The 14,807-nt window shown below is 60.2% G+C and carries 16 protein-coding genes, 1 tRNA gene and 1 pseudogene; 6 read left to right on the top strand and 12 right to left on the bottom strand.

The window, feature by feature from the left end:
- Window position 1 precedes the first annotated feature (1 nt).
- The 3 genes from J3R84_RS05635 to J3R84_RS05645 all read right to left on the bottom strand — a co-directional run bounded on the left by J3R84_RS05635 (window position 2) and on the right by J3R84_RS05645 (window position 2,129).
- Entirely contained in the window at window positions 2-442 is a 441-nt protein-coding gene (locus J3R84_RS05635) for a YaiI/YqxD family protein (RefSeq protein WP_025426699.1), read from the bottom strand.
- A gap of 80 nt (window positions 443-522) precedes the next feature.
- Complete coding sequence (locus tag J3R84_RS05640) at window positions 523-1,650, bottom strand: S-(hydroxymethyl)glutathione dehydrogenase/class III alcohol dehydrogenase (protein WP_025426700.1); 1,128 nt, start codon at window positions 1,648-1,650, stop codon at window positions 523-525.
- A gap of 80 nt (window positions 1,651-1,730) precedes the next feature.
- The gene (locus tag J3R84_RS05645) at window positions 1,731-2,129 is read right to left on the bottom strand and encodes a helix-turn-helix domain-containing protein (RefSeq protein WP_025426701.1); all 399 of its coding nucleotides are present in this window, start codon (window positions 2,127-2,129) and stop codon (window positions 1,731-1,733) included.
- A 250-nt stretch (window positions 2,130-2,379) separates the two neighbouring features.
- Between J3R84_RS05645 and J3R84_RS05650 the strand changes: the two genes are divergently transcribed.
- A complete protein-coding gene (locus J3R84_RS05650; protein WP_082523756.1) occupies window positions 2,380-3,324 on the top strand; it encodes a DMT family transporter in 945 nt (314 codons plus the stop codon).
- Window positions 3,325-3,352: 28 nt separating this feature from the next.
- On the opposite strand, the gene lipB is transcribed toward J3R84_RS05650, so the two are convergent.
- Entirely contained in the window at window positions 3,353-4,072 is a 720-nt protein-coding gene (lipB, locus tag J3R84_RS05655; RefSeq protein WP_038576894.1) for a lipoyl(octanoyl) transferase LipB, read from the bottom strand.
- Between the two features lie 194 nt (window positions 4,073-4,266).
- On the opposite strand from lipB, the gene J3R84_RS05660 reads away from it, so the two are divergent.
- A tRNA-Leu gene (locus J3R84_RS05660) sits at window positions 4,267-4,351 on the top strand.
- A gap of 137 nt (window positions 4,352-4,488) precedes the next feature.
- Here J3R84_RS05660 and J3R84_RS05665 read toward each other — a convergent pair.
- Window positions 4,489-5,070 carry a cation efflux transmembrane domain-containing protein gene (locus J3R84_RS05665; RefSeq protein ID WP_025426703.1) on the bottom strand — a complete coding sequence of 194 codons (582 nt, stop codon included), beginning with the start codon at window positions 5,068-5,070 and terminating at the stop codon, window positions 4,489-4,491.
- 126 nt (window positions 5,071-5,196) lie between these two features.
- Between J3R84_RS05665 and J3R84_RS05670 the strand changes: the two genes are divergently transcribed.
- Entirely contained in the window at window positions 5,197-5,403 is a 207-nt protein-coding gene (locus J3R84_RS05670; RefSeq protein ID WP_057205117.1) for a hypothetical protein, read from the top strand.
- Between the two features lie 97 nt (window positions 5,404-5,500).
- On the opposite strand, the gene J3R84_RS05675 is transcribed toward J3R84_RS05670, so the two are convergent.
- The 4 genes and pseudogenes from J3R84_RS05675 to J3R84_RS05690 form a co-directional block, all read right to left on the bottom strand.
- Window positions 5,501-6,271 (bottom strand): adenylate/guanylate cyclase domain-containing protein, encoded by a 771-nt coding sequence (locus J3R84_RS05675; protein ID WP_025426705.1) that lies wholly within the window; start codon window positions 6,269-6,271, stop codon window positions 5,501-5,503.
- 448 nt (window positions 6,272-6,719) lie between these two features.
- Window positions 6,720-7,082 (bottom strand): hypothetical protein, encoded by a 363-nt coding sequence (locus J3R84_RS05680; RefSeq protein ID WP_025426706.1) that lies wholly within the window; start codon window positions 7,080-7,082, stop codon window positions 6,720-6,722.
- 160 nt (window positions 7,083-7,242) lie between these two features.
- Window positions 7,243-7,503: a hypothetical protein gene (locus J3R84_RS05685; protein ID WP_025426707.1), complete on the bottom strand. Its 261-nt coding sequence runs from the start codon at window positions 7,501-7,503 to the stop codon at window positions 7,243-7,245.
- Between the two features lie 148 nt (window positions 7,504-7,651).
- Window positions 7,652-8,134: pseudogene (locus tag J3R84_RS05690) on the bottom strand (peptide deformylase); the annotation flags it as partial.
- Between the two features lie 288 nt (window positions 8,135-8,422).
- On the opposite strand from J3R84_RS05690, the gene mgtE reads away from it, so the two are divergent.
- Window positions 8,423-9,844: a magnesium transporter gene (gene mgtE, locus J3R84_RS05695; RefSeq protein WP_025426709.1), complete on the top strand. Its 1,422-nt coding sequence runs from the start codon at window positions 8,423-8,425 to the stop codon at window positions 9,842-9,844.
- Window positions 9,845-9,914: 70 nt separating this feature from the next.
- Window positions 9,915-10,301, top strand: coding sequence for a MerR family transcriptional regulator (locus J3R84_RS05700; RefSeq protein ID WP_025426710.1), 387 nt, complete (start codon window positions 9,915-9,917; stop codon window positions 10,299-10,301).
- Between the two features lie 73 nt (window positions 10,302-10,374).
- Here the strand turns inward: J3R84_RS05700 and J3R84_RS05705 are convergent, their stop codons facing one another.
- From J3R84_RS05705 to J3R84_RS05715, 3 genes are all read right to left on the bottom strand, one after another.
- The gene (locus J3R84_RS05705) at window positions 10,375-10,848 is read right to left on the bottom strand and encodes a methyltransferase family protein (protein ID WP_025426711.1); all 474 of its coding nucleotides are present in this window, start codon (window positions 10,846-10,848) and stop codon (window positions 10,375-10,377) included.
- 3 nt (window positions 10,849-10,851) lie between these two features.
- Complete coding sequence (locus tag J3R84_RS05710; protein ID WP_057205114.1) at window positions 10,852-11,859, bottom strand: acetyltransferase domain-containing protein; 1,008 nt, start codon at window positions 11,857-11,859, stop codon at window positions 10,852-10,854.
- Window positions 11,860-11,991: 132 nt separating this feature from the next.
- Window positions 11,992-12,684: a DUF599 domain-containing protein gene (locus J3R84_RS05715; RefSeq protein WP_025426713.1), complete on the bottom strand. Its 693-nt coding sequence runs from the start codon at window positions 12,682-12,684 to the stop codon at window positions 11,992-11,994.
- Between the two features lie 692 nt (window positions 12,685-13,376).
- Between J3R84_RS05715 and J3R84_RS05720 the strand changes: the two genes are divergently transcribed.
- On the top strand, window positions 13,377-14,777 hold the full coding sequence (locus J3R84_RS05720; RefSeq protein ID WP_203527272.1) for an L-serine ammonia-lyase: 1,401 nt from the start codon (window positions 13,377-13,379) through the stop codon (window positions 14,775-14,777).
- Window positions 14,778-14,807 lie beyond the last annotated feature (30 nt).

Genomic DNA, 14,807 nt, shown 5'->3' on the forward strand with positions numbered 1-14,807 from the left:
CTCACTTTTTCGTCTGGCGCGCGAGTCGGTCAAGTGTCTCGAGGAAGGTCGAACGGTCGCGTTGCGTGAAGGCGGCATTGTAGCCCTTGCTTTCGCCGGTCTCGCGCAGGTGTTGGCCAAGGTCGCGCATGGCAGACGCCATGCCGATATTGCTCTTGTCGAAGACGCGCCCGGACGGGCCGGTGACGAATGCGCCGGCGGCCACGCAACGAACCGCAAGCGGCACGTCGGCAGTCACGACGATATCGCCCTCATGCGCGCGTTCGGCGATCCAGTCGTCGGCGGCGTCGAAGCTTGCCGACACGATGACGTTGTGGACCATCGGGTCGCGCGACGGTCGCAGGCCCGAGTTGGCGACGAAGGTCACCTTGAAGCCATGGCGCTCGGCCACCTTCAGCACTTCCGCCTTCACCGGGCAGGCATCGGCATCGACATAGATCATCCTGAATCCGTTTCTCAAATGGACCGAAAAAGCGCCGGAATACAATCGATTCCGGCGCTTTCCTGAATCGGATTTTAAGCTTAGTAGAGAACCACGCTGCGGATGCTCTCGCCGGAGTGCATCAGCTCGAAGCCCTTGTTGATGTCTTCGAGCGGCATCGTGTGGGTGATCATCGGATCGATCTCGATCTTGCCTTCCATGTACCAGTCGACAATCTTCGGCACGTCGGTGCGGCCGCGGGCGCCGCCAAAGGCGGTGCCCATCCAGCTGCGACCGGTGACGAGCTGGAACGGACGGGTGGAGATTTCCTGGCCCGCACCGGCAACGCCGATGACCACCGACTTGCCCCAGCCGCGATGCGAGGCTTCGAGCGCCTGGCGCATCACCTTGGTGTTGCCGGTGCAATCGAAGGTATAATCGGCGCCGCCGATCTGGTCGGCCCCGCGCTTCGTCATGTTGACGAGGTAAGGCACGATGTCGTCGCCAACCTCCTTCGGATTGACGAAGTGGGTCATGCCAAAGCGTTCGCCCCAGGCCTTCTTGTCGTTGTTGAGATCGACGCCGATGATCATGTCGGCGCCGGCAAGCCGCAGGCCCTGGATGACATTGAGGCCGATGCCGCCGAGGCCGAAGACGATCGCGGTCGCGCCGATCTCGACCTTGGCCGTGTTGATCACCGCGCCGATGCCGGTGGTGACGCCGCAGCCGATGTAGCAGATCTTGTCGAACGGCGCGTCGGGGTTGACCTTGGCCAGCGCGATCTCCGGCAGCACGGTGTAATTGGCGAAGGTGGAGCAGCCCATATAGTGATGGATCTTGTCCTTGCCGATCGAAAAGCGCGAGGTGCCATCCGGCATCAGGCCCTGGCCCTGGGTCGAGCGGATCGCCGTGCACAGGTTGGTCTTGCGCGACAGACACGACGGGCAGGTCCGGCATTCCGGCGTATAGAGCGGGATGACATGGTCGCCCTTCTTGACCGAGGTCACGCCCGGGCCGACATCAACGACGACGCCGGCACCCTCATGGCCGAGGATCGCCGGGAACAGACCTTCGGGGTCGGCGCCGGAAAGCGTGAAATCGTCGGTGTGGCAGATGCCGGTCGCCTTGACCTCGATCAGAACCTCGCCGGCCCGCGGGCCTTCGAGCTGAACGGTCATCACTTCCAGCGGCTTGCCGGCCTGAACGGCGACGGCGGCGCGTACATCCATCTATTTTCTCCTTGAACTAACAATGATTTCGGGTGGCATCGACAGAACGGCCAATGTCGCCCGTTGGAATCGGCAATGAACTAACGAATAGTCTGTTGAACGCGATTGAGCTCTATCTCAAGAGCGGCAATGGCCCTGCCAGTCTGTTCGTGCAATTTCTTGACGAGAGCCAGCTGCTCTCGAAGGCTCTCGCTCGAAACGGTCTTCGTCTCATCATCCGGCGCGCGGCCCATGCCGGCGATCAGCCAGGCGGGCGTAACACCGAGCACGCCGGCGAGCATGAACAGGCGGGTGGTGCGCGGCTCCGCACGGTCGCGCTCCCAGGCGGCAACCGTTTCCACTCTGACGCCGAGCTGATCGGCAAGGTCCTTGGTCGAGAGGTTGGCCGCGTCGCGCGCGCGCCAGATGCGCCCGCCCAACGTATCTCCGTCGCCGGTGTCGCGCAGGCGAGCAATCATCGTTTCGGTGGACAAGCGCATGGATATCTCCTTTGCCACGGTCACGTTCAAAGGTCCCGGTTTCTGATCAGAGAAGTAAGAGCGCTTCTCCTCCGGGGCGGAAGATGAAATGAGCTTATAGGCATTCGGCCCGTCAGGGACCACCCCGCAGCGGCAAAAACACGGTCAAAAGCGGCTCCGACCATGAAACATGTCTTACCGTGTCGTACCCGTATGCGTTGAAAAGTGCTGCGAACGTTCTAAAGTGGCGCAGCCCAATCGGAACAAGCCCATGACCGCGTCTGCATCGACAGCAGCCAATCCCCAGAACACGGTAATGCAGGGCGTCGCCATCATGCTCTTTGCCATGATCATCCTGCCAGGCATGGATGTGATCGCCAAGTACATGGCTGTCGTCGAGGGCATGGCGCCGGCACAGGTGACGTTCTATCGATTCTTCTTCCAGCTTGTCGCCACGCTGCCCTTGCTCATTACCGTTGGTGGTCTGCGGGCGCTGCGCCCGAAAAGGCTCTGGCTCAACCTGCTGCGCGGCGTTCTTCTGGCGGCGGCGGCCTTGTTCTTCTTCATTTCGGTGAAATACATGCCGCTCGCCGATGTGTTCGCGATCTATTTCGTCGAGCCGTTCATCCTGACCTGCCTGTCCGCGCTGATCCTGCGCGAGAAGGTCGACTGGCGCCGCTGGCTGGCAATTGCCGTAGGTTTTGCCGGTGCAATGATCGTCATTCAGCCCAGCTTCGCCGTCTTCGGCGCAACATCGTTGCTGCCGGTCGCCTGTGCCTCGGTCTTTGCCTGTTATCTCCTGCTGAACCGGGCCGTCGGAACGGCCGACAGCCCGCTGACGATGCAGACGATTGCCGGTATCGGCGGAACGCTGTTCATGGTGGGGGTGATTGCGATCGGCGATCAAATGGGTGTCGCGGACTTCGAGCCGTCTCTGCCAAAGACCGCGCTCGGCTGGGCGCTCGTCGTCATCCTCGGCTCGCTTTCGGGCTATGGCCACCTCCTGGTGGTCAAGGCCTTCCAGGCGGCACCCGTTTCCCTGCTGGCGCCGTTTGCCTATTTCGAGATCGTCACCGCGACAGCGCTTGGCTATCTCATCTTCGGAGATTTTCCATCGGTCTCGAAATGGCTGGGGATTGCGATCATCGTCGTGTCAGGACTTTTCATGATCTGGCGCGAACGACGGGCCAGGGATCGCTTCATCGAAGCGCCCTGAAACATCCCTCTTCCTAATAGTCCCAAATTCAGGCTTGGTCGTTGCGGGTCGGGCCGAAGACCGTTTCGAAGGCTTCGCGCAGGCGCATGTCCACATCCGGCACCATCACCGGCAGGCCGAGATCGACGAGGCTGGTGACGCCGTAGCCGCGGATGCCGCAGGGCACGATGCCGCCGAAATGGTCGAGATCCGGATCGACGTTGAGCGAGAAACCGTGAAAGCTCACCCAGCGGCGCAGGCGAATGCCGATCGCCGCGATCTTGTCTTCAGCCGTAGACCCGTCCGGAAGTGACGGTTTCTCCGGACGGCGAACCCAGACGCCGACGCGATCCTCTCGGCGTTCGCCTTTGACGTTCATCGAACCAAGCGTCGAGATGACAACGCTTTCCAGCGCGGCGACGAACGCCCGCACGTCCTGTCGCCGACGCTTGAGATCCAGCATGACATAGACCACCCGCTGGCCAGGGCCGTGATAGGTGTATTCACCGCCGCGGCCGGTCGCAAACACTGGGAACCGATCGGGCATCACGAGGTCTGCCGCGTCGGCGCTGGTGCCTGCGGTATAGAGCGGCGGGTGTTCCACCAGCCAGACGAGCTCGTCGGCGGTGCCGGCGGCAATGGCGGCCGCTTCGCGCTCCATCGTTTCAACCGCCTGTGGATAATCGACGAGGTGATGGGCGATCCGCCAGCGAACCGGGGGTGATTCCGGGGGGGCGAACATGTCCTGGCTCAGATTTTCGCGCTGCATTTCCGTCTGCATTCCTGTTTTGATCCCCTGTACATGGGACGGCGCGCGACAAGAGTCCAGCGTTTGCAGGGCTTCGCGGGGAGGCTGTTGAAATAGTTTCTTTTCCCGTCAAATTTCTGTCGTCATGCCCTTGTGCACCCCAGAGGCTTTTGCTACATGCAGCCCCGCCGGAGCAATTCGGCACCTACCACGATGCGGTCGTGGCGGAATTGGTAGACGCGCAGCGTTGAGGTCGCTGTGGGGCAACCCGTGGAAGTTCGAGTCTTCTCGACCGCACCAAAGAAAACCTGCTTCGGCAGGTTTTTTTGTTTTTATCCCTATACTTAGCGCAACGGTGTCCCACGTCGGGACCATGCGTGGGACATCTGTTCGTTCCATTGCACCAAGCGCGAGTTTCCGGCTTCAATTCGTACGAATTACGCCACGGCGTCGTGTTCCTCGCGCGCAGCTTCCCAGACTTCCCGCGCTGCATCCAGGTTCATCAGTGCGATCCCCAGCCCAACAATTAAATCCGGCCAAGCCGACTGCCACAGGTAAGCCGTCGCCAGGCCCGCGCCGATGATGGCGACATTGGCAAAGGCGTCATTGCGGGCAGACAGGAATGCCGCCCGCGTGAGGCTGCCGCTTCCATGGCGGTACGCGGCGAGAAGGTATGCACAGAACAGGTTGATCAGGAGAGCGCCAAAGCCAGTCAGGGATAGTGCAAAGGGCTCAGGCGGGATTGGATCCATGAACTTCGCCCAAGCCGTCCATAAGAAGGCCAGCGCGGGGACCAGAAGAATGAATGCCATCGCCATACCGACACGTGCACGGCTCCGCGCTGTCCAGGTGAGCGCAAAGAAGATCAGGATGTTCACGGACGTGTCTTCGAGAAAGTCGACACTATCGGCCAAGAGGGAAACGGAGCCGATGGCAAGCGCAACGAAGAATTCAACCCCGAAGTAGCCTAGGTTCAATAAGGCGACGATGAGCACGACGCGGCGTAAATTGTTATCCACTAAGGGTTTCCTTCATCCACTAAGGGTTTCCTTCAGAGCTACCGAAATACACCATCGACAATTTTGACGCACTTGCCAGCAATAGATTGCTATCCTGAGCGTTAGGTTTCGAGATATGCACTGCTCATGGAAGCCTCTGCCAACGCAGCCAGCAATGCCGGCTGCGCACCGGTCGCCATAGACGGAGGTGCTCTGATCACCGTCGTCCGGCTGATCGCGAACCGCTTGCTGGTGCGTCTGGCGCAACGCGAGATCGGTACCGGTGCGGAAGGTCAGATGGAGCGCTCCCTTCGACAGGCAAGGCGCATTTGGGTGAAGATGTGGAAGGCTTGATCGACGGCGAGCGGCCGCCGGAGCTTGCGGCAGCGATTCGGCAGAAAATTGGCTGGTTGCGCCAACAGTGAGAAACGGCTTAGCCGACCGTCTATAGTCACCTTGTCTTGAGTACGTTCGCCTGCACCGGGTGCTCGATGCCCTTCAGCGAAAGCAGACGGGTCTCGGAGCCATCGATGAAGTCCGGCGCTTGGGCGGCCGTCTCCGCTGATACCAGGATCTCGCCGGCACCGGCCTGGGATTCGAGCCTTGCAGCCTGATTGACGGTGCCGCCGATTGCGGTGAAATCGCTGCGGAAGCTTGAGAATTCGCCAATCTCGACATCGCCGGTATGGATGCCGACACCAACGCCGAGCGTATGACCAAGGGTGCCTTCGAGGACCAGGTTCGAGCCGTCCAGGGCTGCGTGATGTCGCTGTATATCCATCGCCGCCTTGATCGCAGCACGAGCATGATCCTTTATCTCGATCGGGAAGTTGAAGATCGCCATCAGGCCGTCGCCCATCTGCTTGTTGACGATGCCGTCATGCGCCCAAACCGCCTGCGCGCAGCGATCCTGGAAAAGGCTGACAATTTCGCTCAGCTCAAGCGCTTCGATCCGCTCCGACAGATGCGTGAACCCCCGCATATCTGCAAACAGGATGGTAGCGCGGGTGGTTATGTGGCGTTGCTTCTTGACGTAACGGAAGGAGCGTTCGCAGATCGTGCAGATGTTTGGATTCATCTTGCTTCGGGTGATGCCGAATGCGCGGAAGGGAAGGGCAAGCGGGCCGCGGATCGGGATAGGTACGCGCATCTGATCCCAGCAGCCCCGGCATATGTTGGCGTTGCTGTGATGGGCAGGCTCGGGGGAAGAGGCAGTCGTCATGCCCTGCAATCTCGTCAGGCCGCAGAAACCTTTTGGTCGCGCGTTAATAAACTTCTAATATTCAGTTGCTTTTGGCAACTCGTGGTTTGGATCGGGCGACAATAAAGGCGCGGCGTATTCTGCTGCGCGTCTCACCCTGCAGTGTCAGCCGACTGCCGCCCGCCAGAACATCCGACTTCGCTGGTAACCCGAAAAGTGCGAGGGAGGGAATTGCGAGGGGGGAATAACGGAAGTCGCGGTTACGCTTGCGCTTTGCGATCCGCGCAAGGGGTGACCGGCGGAGATGCTTGGCGCGCGCTCCGCTCCTCGAAAGCTGGATTGTTCATTGTCCAGCTTCCCCAAGCTTTCGCCTATCGCGCTTCAACCGGTCTTCGAGCTTCTCTTTCGAGGATAGGCGCTCTTTGCGGCACCTTCGTTACTCGGCGAAAGCCCGAACCGGCAGCTGCTGTCATTTAACCGTGCCGTCGGGCGAAACTTGTTGTGTTTCGTCGCCGGTGCTTGAACCTGCGGTCGGCGCGGTATTCGTCGGTGCCGGTATCCGGCCCTGCTTGTTGTCGATGCTGCCGGTGTGCTCCGGTGATGGTTGCGGTTGGATCTGGTCGACTGCCGTGGTCCGTTCGCTATCGCTGTTTTCGCTCCAGATTTCGGTGCCTCCCCACACAAGTAGCGCCAGAAACAGGCCAGCACCGAGGATTGCCAGAACACGCACACCCAGCGGACCCTGACGGCTTTCGCGCGCCGTAAAGTCCTCCCGGTCGGGATCATGTGTTGCTGAGATAGGATCGCCTCGCTCATCCAGATATTTGCTCATCGGATGACCTCCGTTGTTGTCATCGTAAACAACGGGCATAGAACAACAATGTTCCGTCTTGAGGCAAATCGCCCGGTCATTGGCCAGGGATAAGAGAAGCCGGAACGCCAACGAATTGGCGGCCCGGCTTCATATGTCATTTCAGCATGAAACGTGATGTTCAGTTCGACCAGGTGTCGGCGACACTGCGACGCACGAGCTTGTAGCTGTGATCGGGTTGAACTTCGTAGGTTTCGTAGACCATGGTGCCCTGGTGCAAGAAGCGGTTCTGAATCATCGTACCCGGCGCCGCCTGCGTCTTTCGCATTGGACCTGTCTCGCCGTAGGTGAGGCTGCCCGGTAACGGCTCGAGGTTGGGGGGGGCGGTGTTGCATCCCGCCAGAGCGAGAAGGGCGAGGATTGCGACATGCGTCGGTCTCATAGGCTGATCCTTGATTGAAAACCTGTGTTTGACACTAGACATTTGGTCCTGGGACGAAAAGCTCGGGTTCGATTGATATACTGCAGTCTGCTCGATCTCCTCGGTGGACGGCGCTCGCCAGGTCAGTTTCGCGCCAACTCGCTTGTGGTTTCTCGAACTTCTTGACGGCGCGCTCCCGCTTCAGTCGCGACAGGCGCTGGATCCAGAAAATGCCGTCGAGCTGGTCGATCTCGTGCTGGAGACAGACCGCCATCAGGCCGTCAGCGTCTTCCTCGACAGGCGTACCGTCGAGTGTCTGGTACCGAACGCGCACCATCCCGGGGCGCTCGACGTCTTCGGAAATTCCCGGCATCGAAACGCTGCCTTCGGCATGTTTGACCATGTTGGTCGAGTGCGAGACGATCTCGGGATTGACGAAGATACGCACACCACTTTCGCGGTCGAGTTCGATCACTGTCAATCGCTGCAGGATGCCTATGTGCGGCGCGGTGATACCGATCCCCGGTGCCGCGCGCATCGTGTCGAGGAGGTCGTCCGCAAGCGCACGCAAGGCGGCGTCGAACTCTTCGACGGTCTTTGCTTCCCGGCTCAGCAACGAATCTGGAAAACGAAGGATGGGGTGGATCGCCATCTGAAGCTCCTCGGCTGCGGCCGCATAGTGCTATCCGATCGCCCCGTCGATGTCGACTGCGCGTGCGCACGAGCGTTTCCCATGTCTTTGCAACAGCTTGAATAAATCTGTTGCCGCAGTGGCGACGTCCGCGTCTGCGATGTGGACCTCGGCAAGGCTTTGCGCTAGCAGGGCTGTAAGGCCCAATTCTGAGAGGAAGATCTGGGCGGCAAAACCGGCAGTGATGTACCCTTTCCAGAACCGCGCTTGGCGGGCTGGAAAGTTGGCAATCGTTTCGAGGGCGCGCTCATGAGCAATACCGGCGACGACGACCGCGATTCCGAAGAAATCCCCGCCTATGATGGGGCGGACATCTATGCCGAAGACGGTTCGGTGCGCTCCGACTTCCTGATGCATGTCGGCGCGGCGATTGCCGACCGCGACACGATCTATCTCCGCCAACACGTCGCCGGCCTGCACTCGTCCGAAATGGGCGACCTGCTCGAGGCGATCCAGCCGGAACAGCGCCTGGCGCTCGTCTCGCTGCTTGGCAAGGACTTCGATCTTTCGTCGCTGACCGAAGTCGACGAGGCCATTCGCCTCGACATCGTCGAGCATCTGCCCAACGAGCAGATCGCCGAGGCGCTTGGCGAGATGGATTCGGATGATGCCGTCTACATTCTCGAGGATCTCGATCAAGAGGACCAGGACGAGATCCTGGCGAAGCTGCCCTTTACCGAGCGCGTTCGCTTGCGTCGTTCGCTTGATTATCCCGAGAGCACAGCCGGCCGGCGCATGCAGACGGAGTTCGTCGCGGTGCCACCGTTCTGGACCATCGGCCAGACGATCGACTATATGCGCGAGGACGCGGACCTTCCGGAAAGTTTCACGCAGATCTTCGTCATCGATCCGACCTTCAAGCTCCTGGGTGCCGTTGATCTAGACAAGGTTCTGCGCTCCAAGCGCTCGATCAAGGTCGACGCCATCATGCGCGATACCAGCCATGCCATTCCAGCGGAGATGGATCAGGAAGAGGCGGCGCAGCTCTTCGAGCAATACGACCTTCTTTCGGCTGCTGTGGTGGACGACAACGGCCGGCTCGTCGGGGTTTTGACCATCGACGATGTCGTCGACGTCATCCAGGAGGAGGCGGAGGAAGACTTGCTGCGTCTGAGCGGCGTCGGCGATGAGGAGTTGTCGGACTCGGTCGCCGACGCTTCCCGCTCACGCGTCCCGTGGCTGTTCATCAATTCGATGACGGCCTGTATCTCCGCCTCTGTCATCGGCCTTTTCGATGCGACGATCCAGCAGATCGTGGCGCTTGCCATCCTCATGCCGATCGTCGCGGGCATGGGTGGCAATGCCGGCTCGCAGACGATGACCGTGACGGTGCGCGCGCTTGCGACCCGCGGCCTCGACATTCACAACGCGCCACGAATCATCCGGCGCGAAGCGGGGGTGGGTCTCTTGAACGGCATGATCTTCGGCACGCTGATCGGCCTTCTGGCCGGCCTCTGGTTCCAGGATCCGAATATCGGCGGCATTATCGCCACGGCGATGCTCATCAACATGATGGCCGCGGCCCTTGCCGGCATCATGGTTCCGCTCCTTTTGGAACGCTTTGGCGCCGATCCGGCGGTCTCCTCCGCCGTCTTCGTGACGGCTATTACCGATATCACCGGCTTCTCCAGTTTTCTCGGTATCGCCACCTGGTGGTTTCACGTCACGTGACGTTGCCGGTTGTTTGACTTTTACGTCAAGGTCAACGATAGTGATGGTCAAGAAATCATGGAATGGCAGCGTGAATAAGTACTATAGCATTACCGAATTGACGCGGGAATTCGGCATTTCGACCCGAACGCTGAGGTTCTATGAGGACGAGGGCCTCATTCATCCGGAGCGTCGCGGACGGACCCGCATGTTCCGCCCCGCGGATCGCCGGTTGATACAGGAGATTCTCCGGGGTCGGCGCATCGGTTTCACGATCGCCGAGATCCGCGAGATCATTCAGGTCTATAAGGACCCGCCCGGCGAACTTGGTCAGCTGCAGTTGTTGATGAGCCGCGTCGAGGCGAAGCGCGAAGAGCTCCGGCAGAAGCGCAAGGATATCGAGGACACGCTCACCGAACTAGACAATGTCGAGGAGGCATGTCTGACGCGTCTCGCCGAGATCGGCGTCGGCACCTGATTGGGTACCATTCAGCGCATGAAGATTAAAAAGGTGGCTTTGGCCGCCTTTTTTATTGTCTATAAGCAGCCGATCAGATCCAGCGGCTCGTATGCCGGCAGTAGCGCTCGAACTCGAAGCCGAAGCGCGAAAGCAGATGCCGCTCCTCGTTGCGAATGGCGAAGATCGTGGTCAACATCACCGCCGCAATCGCCATGATGAAGAACCAAGGATTGAGTGTGATCAGGCCAAAGCCGATCATCATCAGCGTGTAGCCGAGATAGATCGGATTGCGCGTGAAGCGGAACGGTCCGTAGGTGACAAGGCACGTGGCGCACCGCTGCGGAAGTACGGCGGTGTGGCGATCCAGCAGCGTCTTGACGGCCCAGAGATCGAGCCAGATTGCTGTCGCGACAAGGATGGCGCCCGAAATCCAAGGCACCCAGCCGTGGCCATGAACCACCGGGATGGGCGAATATCGTGCAAGCAGCAAGGCTGCGAGGGTGGCGGTCCCGTAGAGCAGGGCCGGCCATGGGAAACTCAGCGGCTTGGCACGATAGGCATTCATGTCCTAGTCCCCTGATTGCACGTCCATTGTGCACTGGCCGGCGATTCGCGCAATGCGTTCATCCGTGTTCACGTTGATCTTTCCCCTGTTCAGGTCGTCGAACAGGTTCTGTTCCACCAGACGGTCGAGCGTACATCCGCAAAAGGCGTCACAAGGCACGGCCGGATTGCCACGGCCGCAGGCCTCGACGCAGTTGGTGCGGTAGGCCTGCTTGGGATCCGGCAGTGTCGGCGGCGAGACCAGTGAGAAGAGATAGACCAATCCGATGAGCAGCGGCTGGTGGAGGAGGTATATGGCCAGACTGTGACGCCCCCCGAAGATCAGCGCTTTCGTCCACAGCCGTCTCTTTCCGTCGTTCACCGGGCGCTTGGCAAGCCATGCCATCAGGCGTGCATGCACAAGCTTTGCGGTGCCGAGACCGAGGAGGAACGGTGCGAGCCACGGCAGCAGCGGCACGTAGTCGTTCGAGCGCGGAATCGTTTCGGAAAGGCCGACCCACCAGAGATAGGGTGCGTCGAAGATCGCAGAGCGGAGATAGAGCGGAGCGGCAAAGGCGGCGGCTGCAGCCACGAACGAAACGATTGCCGGAAGCGGCAGGAAGAGAAGGCCGACGAGGCTCGCCGCGGCAATCGAATGGAGGATCCCGAAAAATATGAAGGTGTTGGGGAAGGCGAACCAGGTCGCAATGCTGATAACCGCGGCCGCGCCGGCAATCTTGGCAAAACGACGCATGAAGGCATCGAAACGTATCCTCGGCCGTTGCCCGAGCACGAGGCTGTAGCCCGCCAGAAACAGGAAGCTGCTGGCGATCAGGCGCGCAAAAATCTTCCACCCGCCGGTACCGGCGGTCCCAGCCGCGACATAGCCAAAGAATTCCAGATCCCAGACGAAATGGTAAAGCGCCATGGCCACCAGTGCCAGGCCGCGCAGCACATCGATAAAGACGAGCCGGCGATGGGCGCTCGTCGTTGGTTGCGGTTCAGCGGTTGAGGTCATGTTGCTATCGGACATGGTGTTCGCCATCCTGTTGGCGCCAATGAGATTGGCAGGTCAGGCTTGCGCCAGACCGGCTTTGATTGCTTGGAAATGGAATATACGGCTGGATTCCCGTCCTGAGATATCCGAGACGCGTGGCGCGAGCAGTTAGCGGGCGGCGTCTTCCAACAGGGCCGCGCGCGCCTCCGAGAAGAACTGCCGGCGGGTCAGAACGAAAATGACGAAGATTGTCAGGCCGACGAAGGCGTAGGGGCTGATGAACCAGCCGAGATAGCCGATCGACAGGAAGATCGCCCTGAGACCGGCATTGAAGTGCTTTGCGGCGAGCACGTTCATGCGCACCGCGCGTTCGGCCGCGATCTCGGCGGCGTGCCGGTCGCGTATCATGTCCGCCGTCATCGGTATGCCGCCCATGAGGATCGAGCAGTAGTTGAACAGGCGATAGGACCAGCCGAACTTGAAGAAGGAATAGCCGAAGAGGCAGGTGAGCCCGGCGACCTTCAGCTCGAAGGCCGTTCGGCCCCCGTGGAAGACATAGGGCATGTCGGCGAAGATCATCTGCACCTGCTCGGTCGCGCCCAAGAGAGCGAAGCAGCCGCCGAGCGCAAAGATTGTTGTCGAAGCGAAGAAGGCGGTGCCCGCCTGCAGCCCGGCGATGATCTGGGTGTCGATCATTTTCAGGTCTCGGTTGAGCGAATTGCGAATCCACCGGCCACGATGCTCGTTCATCAGCCGCGTGAGACTGATGCGTTTGAAGCCACGGGTACCGTCTGTTGCCCAGCTGAAGCCGGCCCACAGCAGGATGAACACGGTAAGTGCTATGTAATCTTCGAAGGTCATACACGTGTTTTTGGCATGGCTTTTGGAAATTGCAAGGTGGGCGCGCCTGTGGAGAATCGGCGCTGCATCAACTAGTGTGATGAAATTGCGGCGGAATTTCTTCCCGCAAAAATGCGCGAACCCCAACGTTTGCTGTGTTGACCGGAGTGCGGATGCGCCCCTGTCACCTTTTCGCCATATTTCACCGTTGCGTCTTTACACTTTCTTCAGTATGGATTGCGCCATGCACGGGCCCTTGATGTGTGGCCCGCAGCCGTTGAGAGTTTTTCGGAGACATCATGGACAATACAATACAGAAGTCTTGCTGGGGCGTGACTGCTCGCGCCGTAGCCGGTTTCGCTGGCGTTCTTGTTCTTGCTTATCTTTTCGGCGGCCTTTGATACCCAAAAGTCCTCTGATTGACAGCGCGGCTTCCCGGAAGCCGCGCTGTTTTGATTCCGGGCAGTCGTATCGCGGGTTCGGGCGGCTGCGGACCGAATCGTCGGCGCAATGTCGCACCAACGGGAACTTATGTCGGTTGATCGCCTGATCGACAGGGATAGGATGGCTTAGAGTTTGATCCTATATCTAAGGGTGACGGTATTGCTTCGGTCCTGAGGAGGGATCGAGTTTGTATCGACTGTGCAATCATGCATATGACCGCATCCGGCGATGGGCCGGCGGCATATGTTCAGGCTCCGGGCAGGCAATTCATGTTTCTTTCCGTCTTCGACGTCTTCAAGATCGGCATTGGTCCTTCGAGTTCGCATACGATGGGCCCGATGTCGGCCGCCAATCGCTTTCTCGAACTCATCCTGTCCGACGAATGGCCGCGTCCGTCGCATGCCTCCGTCGCCGCCATCAAGGTCAGCCTGCACGGCTCGCTTGCCCACACCGGCATCGGCCATGGTTCGGGCAGGGCGGTTGTGCTCGGGCTTGTCGGCGAGCGTCCCGATCGCGTCGACCCCGACCGCATGGATGCACTGATCGACGACGTCGAGCGCACCGGGCGCATAACGCCGCCGGGCCATCCATCTTACGAATTTCAGCCGAAGACCGATCTGATCTTCGACAAGAAGGTGCCCTTGCCAGGCCACGCCAACGGCATGTCCTTTTCGGCCTTCGACAAGGACGGCCGCCTTCTGCTCAAGCGCATCTACTATTCGATCGGTGGCGGTTTCGTCGTGACCGATACGGAACTCGAAGCGATGCGCGCTTCCAAGAACAAGCCTGCTGGCGTCAAGGTCCCGTTCCCCTTCAGCACTGCCCACGAAATGCTCGACATGGCCGCCCGCTCCGGCATGACCATCGCGCAGATGAAGCGGGCAAACGAAGAAACCACCATGTCGCCGCAGGAACTGAATGAGGGGCTCGACCGCATCTGGGGCGCAATGAGCAGCTGCATCGACCGCGGCCTTAGCCAGGACGGCATCATGCCCGGTGGTCTCAAGGTGCGCCGGCGCGCCCGCTCCATTCACGACAAGCTGCAGGAAGAGTGGCGCTCCAACAAGATCAACCCGCTGCTCGCCAACGACTGGTTGAGCGTCTACGCCATGGCGGTGAACGAAGAAAACGCCGCCGGCGGCCGCGTTGTGACGTCGCCGACGAACGGTGCCGCCGGCGTCGTTCCGGCGACCATCCGCTATTACATGCATTTCCACGACGATGCCGATCAGGACGGCGTTCGCGACTATCTGCTGACGGCAGCTGCCATCGGCGGTATCATCAAACACAACGCCTCCATTTCAGGCGCCGAAGTCGGCTGTCAGGGCGAGGTCGGTTCGGCCTCGGCCATGGCGGCAGCGGGCCTTGCTGCTGTCATGGGCGGTTCTCCGGAGCAGATCGAAAACGCCGCCGAGATCGCGCTCGAACATCATCTCGGCATGACCTGCGATCCGGTCGCCGGCCTGGTACAGGTGCCTTGCATCGAACGAAACGCACTCGGCGCCGTCAAGGCCGTTACTGCAGCGTCGCTGGCGCTCAAGGGCGATGGTCAGCATTTCGTGCCGCTCGATGCCTGCATCGAAACCATGCGCCAGACCGGCGTCGACATGAACGAGAAATACAAGGAAACGTCCACCGGCGGCCTGGCGGTCAATGTCGTCGAATGTTGAGCGGCGCACGAACGATTGTGGATGACGCTG

It is taken from the genome of Ensifer canadensis, assembly GCF_017488845.2.
In the GTDB taxonomy this organism is placed as follows: domain Bacteria; phylum Pseudomonadota; class Alphaproteobacteria; order Rhizobiales; family Rhizobiaceae; genus Ensifer; species Ensifer canadensis.